The organism is Flavobacterium potami, assembly GCF_020026915.1.
Lineage (GTDB): Bacteria > Bacteroidota > Bacteroidia > Flavobacteriales > Flavobacteriaceae > Flavobacterium > Flavobacterium potami.
Window position 1 is genome coordinate 47,672 of record NZ_JAINUY010000010.1, and the last position, 11,190, is coordinate 58,861.

13 protein-coding genes are annotated in these 11,190 nt (G+C 33.7%); 12 read left to right on the top strand and 1 reads right to left on the bottom strand.

The window, feature by feature from the left end:
• The first annotated feature begins 3 nt into the window (after window positions 1–3).
• The 7 genes from K6T82_RS22795 to K6T82_RS22825 all read left to right on the top strand — a co-directional run bounded on the left by K6T82_RS22795 (window position 4) and on the right by K6T82_RS22825 (window position 5,769).
• A complete protein-coding gene (locus tag K6T82_RS22795) occupies window positions 4–744 on the top strand; it encodes a LytR/AlgR family response regulator transcription factor (protein WP_223711091.1) in 741 nt (246 codons plus the stop codon).
• A 220-nt stretch (window positions 745–964) separates the two neighbouring features.
• Window positions 965–1,807, top strand: a complete 843-nt coding sequence (locus K6T82_RS22800) for an STAS domain-containing protein (RefSeq protein ID WP_223711094.1) — start codon at window positions 965–967, stop codon at window positions 1,805–1,807.
• 15 nt (window positions 1,808–1,822) lie between these two features.
• Window positions 1,823–2,221, top strand: coding sequence for an STAS domain-containing protein (locus tag K6T82_RS22805; protein ID WP_223711096.1), 399 nt, complete (start codon window positions 1,823–1,825; stop codon window positions 2,219–2,221).
• A complete protein-coding gene (locus K6T82_RS22810; RefSeq protein WP_223711099.1) occupies window positions 2,202–2,618 on the top strand; it encodes an anti-sigma regulatory factor in 417 nt (138 codons plus the stop codon). Before K6T82_RS22805 ends, K6T82_RS22810 begins: the two co-directional genes overlap by 20 nt.
• Complete coding sequence (locus K6T82_RS22815; RefSeq protein ID WP_223711102.1) at window positions 2,611–3,624, top strand: SpoIIE family protein phosphatase; 1,014 nt, start codon at window positions 2,611–2,613, stop codon at window positions 3,622–3,624. Before K6T82_RS22810 ends, K6T82_RS22815 begins: the two co-directional genes overlap by 8 nt.
• Before the next feature lie 2 nt (window positions 3,625–3,626).
• Window positions 3,627–5,249, top strand: a complete 1,623-nt coding sequence (locus tag K6T82_RS22820; RefSeq protein ID WP_223711104.1) for a sensor histidine kinase — start codon at window positions 3,627–3,629, stop codon at window positions 5,247–5,249.
• 190 nt (window positions 5,250–5,439) lie between these two features.
• Window positions 5,440–5,769, top strand: coding sequence for a DUF4870 domain-containing protein (locus tag K6T82_RS22825; RefSeq protein ID WP_223711107.1), 330 nt, complete (start codon window positions 5,440–5,442; stop codon window positions 5,767–5,769).
• A 112-nt stretch (window positions 5,770–5,881) separates the two neighbouring features.
• Here the strand turns inward: K6T82_RS22825 and K6T82_RS22830 are convergent, their stop codons facing one another.
• Window positions 5,882–6,175: a winged helix-turn-helix transcriptional regulator gene (locus K6T82_RS22830; protein ID WP_223711247.1), complete on the bottom strand. Its 294-nt coding sequence runs from the start codon at window positions 6,173–6,175 to the stop codon at window positions 5,882–5,884.
• A gap of 92 nt (window positions 6,176–6,267) precedes the next feature.
• On the opposite strand from K6T82_RS22830, the gene K6T82_RS24555 reads away from it, so the two are divergent.
• The 5 genes from K6T82_RS24555 to K6T82_RS22850 all read left to right on the top strand — a co-directional run bounded on the left by K6T82_RS24555 (window position 6,268) and on the right by K6T82_RS22850 (window position 11,184).
• The gene (locus tag K6T82_RS24555; RefSeq protein WP_255596599.1) at window positions 6,268–6,399 is read left to right on the top strand and encodes a hypothetical protein; all 132 of its coding nucleotides are present in this window, start codon (window positions 6,268–6,270) and stop codon (window positions 6,397–6,399) included.
• 133 nt (window positions 6,400–6,532) lie between these two features.
• Window positions 6,533–8,887, top strand: a complete 2,355-nt coding sequence (locus K6T82_RS22835; RefSeq protein WP_223711109.1) for a mechanosensitive ion channel family protein — start codon at window positions 6,533–6,535, stop codon at window positions 8,885–8,887.
• 442 nt (window positions 8,888–9,329) lie between these two features.
• The gene (locus K6T82_RS22840; RefSeq protein ID WP_223711112.1) at window positions 9,330–9,947 is read left to right on the top strand and encodes a phage tail protein; all 618 of its coding nucleotides are present in this window, start codon (window positions 9,330–9,332) and stop codon (window positions 9,945–9,947) included.
• 10 nt (window positions 9,948–9,957) lie between these two features.
• Window positions 9,958–10,581, top strand: a complete 624-nt coding sequence (locus tag K6T82_RS22845) for a phage tail protein (RefSeq protein ID WP_223711115.1) — start codon at window positions 9,958–9,960, stop codon at window positions 10,579–10,581.
• Window positions 10,582–10,587: 6 nt separating this feature from the next.
• Window positions 10,588–11,184, top strand: a complete 597-nt coding sequence (locus tag K6T82_RS22850) for a phage tail protein (protein WP_223711117.1) — start codon at window positions 10,588–10,590, stop codon at window positions 11,182–11,184.
• The last annotated feature ends 6 nt before the right edge of the window (window positions 11,185–11,190 follow it).

The following is an 11,190-nucleotide window of genomic DNA, read 5'->3' on the forward strand; positions in this document are numbered from 1 at the left end:
AAAATGTATAAAACTATTATTGTAGAAGACGAACAACGCATACGCGAAGCTTTATCGATTATGCTTGAAATGGTTGCCCCAGAACAAATTCAAATTGTCGCATACGCGGAAAGTGTCGAAGAAGCCGTCAAACTAATTGATCGTTTGCAACCTGATCTCGTTTTTATGGATATTATGCTTCAAAACGGAACCGGATTTGATGTTTTACAGCAAATTACATTTAACTCCTTTCATCTTATTTTTACAACTGCTTATGAACAGCATGCTATCAATGCTTTTAAATATAGCGCCATAGATTATCTTTTAAAACCTATCGATCCAGATGAACTTAAAACCGCAATCGAACGTATTTCGCTTTTGCAGGAAAGAGTTCTTGAAAAACAACAACTGAACGAACTGCAAAATAATCTTTCTAAATCGCCAGATCGTATTATACTGCCAACTCAGGAAGCGATGTATGTGGTAAAATTAGAACAGATTTTAAGATGCGAAACTTCTGGTTCTTACACTACTTTTTTTCTCACAGACGGACGAAAAATAATGGTTTCTAAACCGCTCAAAAATTATGAAGATTTACTGGAACCACCAATGTTTTTCCGCGTGCATCAGTCGCATTTGATTAATGTAAATTCGATTGTAAGTTATTCCCGCGAAGGAATGGTACACATGAATGATAAATCGGTTGTTCCAATTTCACGAGGAAAAAAAGAACAGTTTTTTAAATTGATGAAAGAGGAAATTTAAAATATGAGAATAAACTTTCTTTCTTCATATACTTCTTAAACTATTTAACATTAATTTGTCGGTCGGTCTTAGACAAAAACTTGCTCTAATGCCGTATAATGGCGCTTTTTTATAATAAAAACATCTTTTTCATTTATTTTAGATTTAATAATTGTTTTCGTATACAATTTAATGTTATATATTTGATAGGGAAATTCCAAAAATTTAAAGCAAAAAGCAAATGCAAAACAACGTACTAGGTGTCTTAAAAGAGCACGAAAGCAAATTATTAACTATATGGTCTCAAATTCTTTTAGATAGCGGATCTGGTGATGGAGCAATGGAAGAAGAAGAGTCAAAAGAATTTGCTTCTCTCTTTTTAACTGCATTAGCAAAATCGGATGAAAAATATGAGAACTCACAAGAGTTTGAAAAAGTTCAGGATCTTATTGTCGGAATCTCTTCTTCTAGAGGAAAACGTGGTTTCTCTCCAAGAGAAAACGGACAATATTTAATTTCATTTAAAGAAGCTGCTTCTCAGATTCTTTCTGAATTAATTGATGATCCAGCAAAATTATATGATGCTAATCTAAAATTAAGCACTATTCTAGACAACATGATGATTATGACCTTCGAAGCTTTTATGAAAGGAAGAGAAGACGTAATCTCAAGACAAGTAGATGAAATCAGTGAAATTTCGACTCCTGTAATCACCGTTTGGGATGGTATTGTTGCTTTGCCAATTATTGGAACTTTAGACAGTTCAAGAACACAAACTGTAATGGAAAGCCTTTTACAGCAAATTGTTGATACTGGAAGTTCTATTGCTATTTTGGATATTTCTGGTGTTCCAGCTGTAGATTCTCTTGTGGCACAACATCTTATCAAAACAGTTAGCGCAACTCGTTTAATGGGAGCTGAATGTATCATTAGTGGTATTCGTCCGGAAATTGCTCAAACAGTTGTGCATTTAGGAATTGATCTTAGTGGTATTACTACCAAAGCTTCATTGGCAAGCGCTTTACAAACTGCTTTCGAAATGCTTCAGTTGGCAGTCGTTAAAAAAAGAAAGATTGTAGAATAAAGATTTAGGTTTTATATGGAAAGAATTCCTATACTAAAAATGGGAGATTTTCTGCTTGTTACTATACAAGTAGATTTGTATGATCAATTGGCAGAAAATCTTGAATCAGATTTAATAAATACCATTAGTAAACATAGTTCAAAAGGTGTATTAATAGATATATCTGCGGTTTCTATTATCGATTCGTTTATGGGACGAATTCTTGGAAACATTGCTGTAATGTCAAAAATATTGGATGCACAAACCGTTGTAGTAGGAATGCAGCCAGCAGTTGCCATTACATTGGTAGAACTAGGATTATCTTTAAATGGAGTCATAAGTGCCTTAAATGTAGAAAGAGGCATGGATTTACTTCGCTCAAAAATGCACATAAGCGATAACGAAGAGCAGGAGTATGACGACGATAACGAATAGCAAAGAAGAAGCACCTGTTGTAAAAGAACAGGATGTCGTACCATTGCGTAATCGCGTAAAAGAATATGGTGTAAAAGCTGGTATGAGTATTTTAAATCAGACCAAACTCATTACGGCCACTAGCGAACTTTTGCGTAATCTTCTGAAATATGGCGGCGGTGGAAGAGTTATTATCGAGTCCGTGAGCAACGGACGGGATAATGGCGTGCGCGTTACTTTTATTGATAACGGCCCCGGAATAGCCGACATCTCTCTGGCAATGAAAGATGGATACAGTACAGGAAAAAGCATGGGATTAGGTTTGCCAGGAACAAAAAGACTTGTCAATGAATTTGACATTAAATCAGAACTAGGAAACGGTACTACCGTTACTATAACAAAATGGAAAAATGGATAATACGTTTTCCACTTATAAAATAGACGACAGAAGTCTAATTGCTTTTATAAAAAGAGAAATACATAATCTTGCCCTTCAATTGGGTTTTACTCCTCACAGAGCTGCCGAAACAGATATTATTGTAGCAGAACTTACTTCTAATCTAATGAAATTTGCGAATGGAGGTGAATTGCTTTATCGCTCCAATTTTAATGGAGAATTTAACGAGATTGAAATTTACTGCCTAGACAAAGGCGTAGGTTTCGACAATGTTGCCAAAATTATGAATGACGGTTATTCGTCTTCAAACACATTGGGACATGGTTTGGGATCGATCAAGAGACTGAGCAACGATTTTCAGATTTACTCCATGAAAAACTGGGGCTGTGTGCAATACGTCAAAATCTGCGAAAAACCAGAACTTGAAATCCCTACCATAAAAAGCGGTTTAAATACCTCAACAATTGCTGTAAATTATCCAGGCGAAAAATTTTGCGGAGATGGGTATTATATAAAACAAAACAGCAAAGGTTTTCAGATATTTGTAGGAGACGGACTGGGACATGGAGAAAGTGCCAATGAAGCGGTTGAAGCTGCAATCAAAGCATTTAGACAATCTGTAGAAACGGATCCGACAGCTGTTTTAAGAGATATTCATTTAAAAGTAAAGAAAACTAGAGGATTAGTTGCAACAATAGCATCAGTAGATTACAAATCGGAAGTTTGGAATATTTGTGGAATTGGTAATATAAATACCCGCATTTATAACGGATTAGAAAATAAAACCTATACCCCTTATAACGGAATTATCGGCCATAATATTCCAAGAACCTTGAACAATACAATTGTTCCTTATAAAAAACATCAGATTATCATTATGCACAGCGATGGTTTGCGCACGAGATGGAATTTAAATGATTTAAGTTCAATTTTTAAGCATAGTCCTGGCATAATTGCAGCTGCACTTTATAAGGAAAACATAAGAGGAACTGATGATGCAACAATTTTGGCAGGTAAAATAAATTGAGCATGGTAAAAGAGATTATACAAATAAATCTGGACAACGAAATGGACTTAATATTGGCCCATAAACGTTGCATGAAAATTGCAGAAATGTGCGGTATGGCCTCTTCATTTCAAACTCGATTTTCGACTGCTGTATCTGAAGTTGCCAGATGTGCCATTGCTAAAGGAACCAATTCTTTGTTGGTACTAGGCTTAAATATTAAAAAAGCTACTCAAAAAGAAATTATAGCCGTTATTACAGATTCAGTTGATTTGAAAAACTGTAGTCCTGAAGCTTTTATTTATGCGTCAAAAATCTCTGGAAACATTCAGTACAATTATGCCAACAATCAATCAGAAACCAAAATAAGCCAGCCAATTTCGGCGCCAGGACTTTTATCGGAAGCGAAGATCAAAAGCATTATTGACTATTTTAAATTCGAACCGCCTTTATCTCCTTATGATGAAATTAGAAAGAAAAACATTGAACTAATTGTGCTTTCAGAAAAACTGACAGAAAGTGAGAATAAATACAAACAATTAGCCAATACCATTCCGATTCTAATTTGTGTTTTAAATGAACGCAATAACGTTTTACTGGTAAACGAATCTCTAGAAAATTATTTGGATTTGCCTTTCCTTTCTTTTGATCGCAAAACATTAATCAATTTTATTCATCCTGAAGATATTGATAACCTTCTCGAAGGCTGGAACAAAGCCAAACAAAACCGATCTGATTTCTTAGGAGAAACTAGAATTAAAAGCGGTTCTAATTATATCTGGCATTTAACTTCTATTATTCCGAACAAAGCGGAAGACGGAAGTTTTAACAGCTGGTTGGTGTATTTTGTAGACATCAACGCCCAGAAAATGATCGTAGAAACCCTGAAAGACAATACAGAATTAAAATTAATTCAGCGTGAACTGGAAAGTGCCAACTCGAAACTTCGCTTCAAAAACAAAGAGTTAGAACAATTTGCCTATATAGCAAGTCATGATCTTCAGGAACCTCTTCGAAAAATTATGATCATGCTTTCTCGTGCGGGAGAACATTTGAGCGAGGACCAGAAGAAAAATTATTATTTTGACCGAATTACATTGGCTGCGGGAAGATTATCCAATCTAATTACAGATGTTCTTAATTATTCTAGAATCGATAATAAAACACAACAATTTGAAGAAGTAGATCTGGACGATATTCTTGTTGAGGTTTTAGGCGATTTGAGTTTAGTTATTGAAGAAAAAAATGCAATTGTTAATGTAAATCCGCTTCCTAAAGTACTTGGACTTGGTACACAACTGCGTCAGCTCTTTTACAACTTAATTAACAATGCACTTAAATTCACAACAATACAACCTACTGTTACAGTAAATTACGGAGACATTCCAAAAGACGAAAAACTATTAGGTTCACCTGAAAACTATCATATTATTTCGGTTGCAGATAATGGAATTGGAATGGACAGCAAATATTCTGAACGTATTTTTGATATGTTCCAGCGACTACATGAACGTGATCAATATGGCGGAAATGGAATCGGACTTGCCTTATGCCGAAGAATCATTGAAAACCATAACGGTTTAATTAATTTCAGCAGCAATCCAGGAGAAGGAACCACATTCTGGATTTACATTCCGAAGAAATAGATTTATTTGTTTCAAGTTTCAGGTTTCAGGTTCCACGTTTAACTTGAAACCTGAAACCTGAAACTTGAAACCCCAAAACAACATATAAATTCATTCTTCACAAACACCAATCAAAACCTACCGATAACAAACCCTCTATTTCAATTTTCTTTCATCGTATTTATTTTTGATATAATAAATAACTAAAACGATGAATAAGAAAACCCTATCAATCTTGAGCTATGTCACTATTATCGGTTGGATTATAGCTTTTGTAAAAAGCAAAGATTTAACTCCAAAAAGTGATTTGGTAAATTATCATTTAAAACAAGGCTTCGGAATTTTTCTGGTTTCCTTAGCTGTAAATATCATTTTGTCGATCGTAGTAAGTATCGTTCCGGCTCTTTACTTTTTAAGTTACGTTGGTTACGTAATCTTGATTTTATGGATTTTCGGAATTATAAATGCTGCCAACGAACAGAAAAAACCAATTCCTCTTGTTGGAACAATCTTCGAAGATAAATTCAGTTTTATCGACTAAGCTGTCTCTATTTTAGATGACGTTTTTATTTTTTGGATGTAGAAATGATTCTCAAAGAACCTCGTGGCATGACCGCACAAGCAGTATTTGAGGGTCTTTTCTATTTATAGAATTAAGACAATCCTTCTAATTGCTGAAAAACAGGAATCAAAGCTTTTCCTTTTTCCGTCAAATTATATTCGATATGAAGAGGCTTCAGTTTGATGGTTGTTTTTTCTAAAAGTCCTTCTTCTTCCAATTCTTTTAAGGCAGTTGCCAAAGATTGCTTGTTCGAGCCTTGAATTTGTCTCAGCAAACTATTAAATCGTAAAGGAGATTCTACAGCCAAACGAAAAATTTCTGCTTTCCATTTACCAGATAACATCTTTAAAAGTCTTTGCGCCGGACAAGTTTCGATTTCTTCCATGAATAACTTAGTAGTAGTCAAAAAAATATGACCTATTGTTTGGGAATGTTTTTTAATTAACTTTTGCATTAATTCTAATGTAAAAATAGAAAATGAAAGCCAAGAAAACAAGTAAAATGAATATGGAAGAACTGCTTAAAATAGAGAAAACAATTAAGCAGATTGTTTATTTCTTACTTACTATTACCATTTTATTATTTGTTGCCATCCTATTTTTATTCTAAAAAACATTCTCTTTTAACTATTTCTGATAATCTTAAAATGTAAAGCTTTTTTACGATTTAAATTTAATTTTTCTTAACCGAAAGTTTTCCAAAAAAAATTAATTTTGAGTTCCCTAAATAAGCCCTTTACATTATGATTTTTCAAAAAAGAATTTTTTATTTTCTTCCTTTATTTTTACTTCTTTTATGTTCTCAGTTGAATTTTGCACAAGAGAAAAAAACTGTAAAAAAAGAAAGTCGCGGTAGATTATTCAACGATACTACAGCTACAGACAGTGATTATTTAATGGCAATCGAAAAAGCTGGAGAAGTATTAGAATCTGCCTACAATGACATCGATTTTGCAGGAGATACGCATCATCTTTTTGGCGAAATGAAACACACAGAAAGCAAGCTGGATTTAATTTTAGCGAGTTTAAAAGGAGCAAATCCAAATGTGCGAAATCAGCAGATGTATCGTATTGTTCTACAAGAAATTCAACAGGAATTAGAAGAGCAGAATAAAGCCATTAATGCTCGAAACGAGAATCTCGAAAAAATTAAAAGTCGTGTCATTGAGCTTCGCAAAGACAAGACCTTGATGACTTTGATAAAAGATACTATTCGTCGTAATCAATTCAAACAAGAATTTGCTAATCTTAGAAAAAGGTACGTTGGTACAGATAGCCTGATGACTAAAAACCAAACGACTTTAAACAATAAAAAAAGACTAACTGTCGAGCGAAAAATTGCGGTTTCTAATGCTTTGGTAACTGTTGAAAGTAAATTAGAAAAATCTGGAATCAGTATTTTTAAGAAAGAATATCCATCTCTTTGGCAAATTAGCGATTCTGCTTCTTCAAAAAAAGTAACACACAACATCAAGGCCAAAATTATCATTGAAGAAAATGTTGCAGCTTATTATCTAAGTTACAAAGCCGGCGGACTGATTACTTTGTGTTTCCTCGCAGGTCTTTTGTTCTGGTACATTTCCAGAAATATAAAATACCTAAAAGAAAATAATTATTATGAAAGTCTTTCGCTTTTAAACTTCAAATATTTAAATCGAGGCGTTTTATTGCCTGTTTTGGTGATTCTATTAAACATTGCAGTTGTTACTAATTTATACGCTCCTGCCCTATTTTTAGAACTGTTACAGCTTTTTCTGCTGGGTGTTTTAACTATTCTTTTCAAAAATCAATGGTCTGGAGTTTCTATGCGAAACTGGCTTTTCCTTTTAGGGCTGTTTTTTGCACTTTGTTTCCTTGATTTATTTATAACTATCGGATTATTGCAGCGTTTTGCGTTTGTGGCAATCAATCTTTTAGGTATTCGTTACGGTTTAGTTCAGATCAAAACACTCAAAGATGAATTATATATAAAAGGCTTTTTCAAATGGGCGAGCATCATTTTTATCGGATTAAATGTCTTGTCTATTCTTTATAATTTGTTTGGCAGGGTTTCGCTTTCAAATATGTTAAGTCTTACAGCGTTTATTTCACTAACTCAAATTGTAGCGTTAAGCGTTTTATTGAAGATTATTTTAGAAATTATTCTACTTCAAATTTACACGATCAGAGTAAAAAGAGGAATTGAAAAAATGTTTGATTACGAAAGTTTGTCAGATACTCTAAAAAAACCTTTTATCATCGTAATCAGTTATATGTGGCTGATTGTGATTGCTTCTAATTTGAATATTTGGGAATCGCTCCGTGCTTCTCTGGCTTCCTTATTGGGGCATCCGAATACAATTGGTAGTATCACGTTTACTTTAGGAAATATTGTTTTATTCTTCATCATTATCTGGGCTGCACATTTATTACAAAAATATGTGGCTTATTTCTTTGGCGAAATTGACGATGAAAACGAAGAAAACATCAATAAAAGGCAACATTCAAAACTGCTTATTACAAGATTAATTGTTTTAATAAGCGGTTATCTTCTGGCGGTTGCTGCATCTGGAATGCCTTTAGACAAATTAAGTATTCTTTTAGGTGCTTTAGGTGTCGGTGTCGGACTTGGTCTTCAAAACGTGGTAAACAATTTTGTATCGGGAATTATTTTAATTTTTGATAAACCCATCCAAATTGGTGACGTTGTAGAAATTAGTTCAGAGTCAGGTCGCGTAAAATCTATGGGACTTCGAACAACCAAAATCAATGCGCCAAACGGTGCCGAAATTATTATTCCGAATGGTAATTTATTATCTCAGAATATTACCAACTGGACCTACACTGACAATTTTAAATTGGTAGAAATTACTTTTGAAATCAATGGAGAAACAATTCCAGAAGAAATTAATACAATAGTAAATGAGACTCTCGGAAATCTTCCTTTGGTGAACAACGCTAAACCATCTCAAATTTATTACAGTTCTATTTCTGATGGAAAATACAAACTTTTGATCAAGTTCTGGTGTAGTATTTACAGAACGGAAGAAACAATAAGTATAGCACGACAAGAATTGTATGTCGGTTTCAAAAATAAAGGTTTGAATTTTTCTAGTTAAACAAAAATTAAATAAAGTCAAGAGCTGTCTCATAAAGGCAGCTCTTTTTTATTATGATTGTTTATTACTAAAAAACTTTTTTTAAGTTTAGAATATAATAGTCATATATCAAATTTGGTTTAATTAGTTTTTAAGTTTGAATTTTCTGACTGAGGAGAAAAAAAATGTGATATTTCCAAAACGTTGCGCTATCCATCAATTCACAACACACTGATTATTAGATAGAAACAAAAAACAGGTGTTTTTACCTATTTTTTAAACCATAAGGAACATTTAACTTTGTTGTATTCTAACAACCTACTATTGTCTTTGTAAGAAATTAAATACCAGCAAATTAGAGAACATAAAAAAACATCTCTTTTTTTCAACAATTTATCATTTATAACATTTAATATAAAACTGCAGTAAAAATATATTGCGCCTCACTTAAACCATTTAACATATGAAAAAAAACTACTTTTTAACTTTTCTTCTCGTATTATCTACTAATTTTCTTGTTGCTCAAGCAGGAGAATATCTGGGAGAAATTCGTCTTTTCGCAGGTACATATGCTCCACAAGGCTGGGCATTTTGTGATGGAACTCTGATGTCGATTAATCAATACTCTGCACTTTATACAGTAATAGGCTTGCAATATGGCGGTAATGGAACAACTAATTTCGCACTTCCAGATTTACGGGGAAGAGTTCCTGTAGGGCAAGGACAACAACCTGGAGGATCCTTTTACGCTTTAGGGAATAACTACGGAACAGAAACTATTACTCTTTTTTCTAATCAAATTCCAAGCCATGCACATGCCGCATCAATTACAGTTAGTAGCGAAAATGCATCAACTACAGTTCCTACTTCAAGTTCCAGCATTGCAGTCTCAGGAATGAACTCGGGGCAAGCTTTTGTTAGTAATTCTAATTATGGGTCTGGTAATAATGTTATTCTTCAAAACATTATAACTACTGTTCCTAATCCATTACCTATTCCACAACCTGTAAATCTTTCAAGACCTAAGATCGGATTGAACTATATTATTTCTTTATCTGGAGAGTTTCCTTCACGTCAATAAAACTTATACTATGAAAAAAAAATACTTCCTTATACTTGTTATATCCTTATTGACAATCTCGACATATGCACAAGATACTCCCATTTTAGGAGAGATACGAATTTTTCCTGGTAAGACTGTTCCTAGAGGATGGATGAGATGTGAAGGACAAATTCTAAATGTAATGCAAAATCAAGCGTTATATTCTCTTTTAGGAAACTCTTATGGAGGTAGCCCCGGTACTACTTTCGCATTGCCAGATCTTAGAGAAAGAATGCCCGTAGGTGTTGCAAACACCACTAACTGGTACCCTTTTAGCCAAGTATTTACTTTAGGTATGAAAACCGAAGGCAACAAAACTATAGCTTTAGCTAATCTACCAGCTCATACACATAATGTTTCCATTATGGCTTCATCAAATACTGGAAATTCGAAAACGCCTTCTTCAGCATTATCAATAGCCGCTCCTGTTCAATTTTTTAACAACTCTACTCGCAACATTACTTATTATAATAATTCAGCTCCAGACATAACACTTCCAGTGACAAGTCTATCAATATCAACTGTAGGCTCAGGAAGTCCTGTTGTGCAACAACCTATTTTAGTAACCAATTATTGTATTGCAGTACTAGGAATTTATCCATCACGTAATTAGTAAAATATGAAGAAAAAATACTTTTTAATGTTTGTTTTGTTTTTATGTACAAAACTAATATATGCTCAAAATCAGCCATACATAGGAGAAGTTAGAATTTTCGCCGGTAATTACGCTCCTATTGGATGGGCTATTTGTGATGGTAGCTTATTAAATATTAGCGGAAATGAAGCTTTATATACTTTATTAGGAACTACATATGGTGGTGATGGACAAACAACGTTTGCACTTCCTGATTTTCGAGGTAGAGCAGGAATAGGATTTTCGGGGACTTCGCCCCTTGGTACAAAGGATGGTTCAGAAAATGTTGTTCTAAGTATCTCTAACCTACCGCCACACACTCATTCTGGTAATATAAAAGTGAGCTCTGCAAAAGCAACAGTAACTACTCCTGTTGCTAATTCTTCTATCGCTTCGCCGTCTATAACAGTAAATGGAGTAACAAGAGATGTATTAGGTTATAATGACAAGACTCCTAATACTACTTTAGCTCCTATCAACACAAGTCTTAATGGTGGATCTTTACCCATAAATGTGATGCAACCCTATTTAGTAGTTAATTATATAATAGCTTTAGAAGGTATTTTCCCTTCATCTAATTAAAATCAA

Excerpts from the sequence above, each read along its gene's own strand:
- K6T82_RS22835 (WP_223711109.1), top strand. The coding sequence starts at position 6,533 with ATGATTTTTCAAAAAAGAATTTTTTATTTTCTTCCTTTATTTTTACTT.
- K6T82_RS22805 (WP_223711096.1), top strand. The coding sequence starts at position 1,823 with ATGGAAAGAATTCCTATACTAAAAATGGGAGATTTTCTGCTTGTTACT.
- K6T82_RS22815 (WP_223711102.1), top strand. The coding sequence starts at position 2,611 with ATGGATAATACGTTTTCCACTTATAAAATAGACGACAGAAGTCTAATT.
- K6T82_RS22840 (WP_223711112.1), top strand. The coding sequence starts at position 9,330 with ATGAAAAAAAACTACTTTTTAACTTTTCTTCTCGTATTATCTACTAAT.
- K6T82_RS22845 (WP_223711115.1), top strand. The coding sequence starts at position 9,958 with ATGAAAAAAAAATACTTCCTTATACTTGTTATATCCTTATTGACAATC.
- K6T82_RS22795 (WP_223711091.1), top strand. The coding sequence starts at position 4 with ATGTATAAAACTATTATTGTAGAAGACGAACAACGCATACGCGAAGCT.
- K6T82_RS24555 (WP_255596599.1), top strand. The coding sequence starts at position 6,268 with ATGAAAGCCAAGAAAACAAGTAAAATGAATATGGAAGAACTGCTTAAA.
- K6T82_RS22825 (WP_223711107.1), top strand. The coding sequence starts at position 5,440 with ATGAATAAGAAAACCCTATCAATCTTGAGCTATGTCACTATTATCGGT.
- K6T82_RS22820 (WP_223711104.1), top strand. The coding sequence starts at position 3,627 with ATGGTAAAAGAGATTATACAAATAAATCTGGACAACGAAATGGACTTA.
- K6T82_RS22850 (WP_223711117.1), top strand. The coding sequence starts at position 10,588 with ATGAAGAAAAAATACTTTTTAATGTTTGTTTTGTTTTTATGTACAAAA.
- K6T82_RS22810 (WP_223711099.1), top strand. The coding sequence starts at position 2,202 with ATGACGACGATAACGAATAGCAAAGAAGAAGCACCTGTTGTAAAAGAA.
- K6T82_RS22800 (WP_223711094.1), top strand. The coding sequence starts at position 965 with ATGCAAAACAACGTACTAGGTGTCTTAAAAGAGCACGAAAGCAAATTA.
- K6T82_RS22830 (WP_223711247.1), bottom strand. The coding sequence starts at position 6,175 with ATGGAAGAAATCGAAACTTGTCCGGCGCAAAGACTTTTAAAGATGTTA.